The 450-nt window shown below is 65.6% G+C and carries 1 protein-coding gene; it reads left to right on the top strand.

Features of this window, described 5'->3' with window-relative positions:
* Nucleotides 1-20: 20 nt before the first annotated feature.
* The coding region (gene rmuC, locus ACNFOC_RS55365) for a DNA recombination protein RmuC (protein WP_416966441.1) at nucleotides 21-450 on the top strand (430 nt) is incomplete at its 3' end.

Below are 450 nucleotides of genomic sequence, written 5' to 3'. Positions count from 1 at the left end.
ACGGTGAACATGCCCGCGCGGTGGCCAATCTGCAGCACTCCGAACGGGCCAGTGCCGAACTGCGCAGCTATCTTGATACCGCCAAGGAAAAGCTGTCGGGCGCCTTCGCCGAACTGGCGGGCAAGGTGTTCGACGAACGCGGACAGCAGTTCGAGAAGAACGTGCGGCAGGCGACAGTGCAGTCACGCGCGGACATCGAGGGGCTGCTCAAGCCGTTCGCCGACAAGCTGGGCGATTTCCGCACCCGCGTCGATACGCTGTATGGCGAGGAAGCGCGGCAACGCGCCAGCCTGCTGGGTGCGGTGGGCGAACTGAAGACGCTCAACCAGGACATGGCGGCGCAGGCATCGGCGCTGACGAATGCGCTGAAGGGCAATGCCAAGGTCCGCGGCGACTGGGGCGAGCTGATGCTCGACAACGTACTGCGCGGATCGGGGCTGGAAGAGGGCG

It is taken from the genome of Streptomyces colwelliae, assembly GCF_048158785.1.
Taxonomy (GTDB): Bacteria; Actinomycetota; Actinomycetes; order Streptomycetales; family Streptomycetaceae; genus Streptomyces.
The sequence above is the reverse complement of the archived record's forward strand: the minus strand, read 5'-3'. Positions and strand labels throughout refer to the sequence as shown.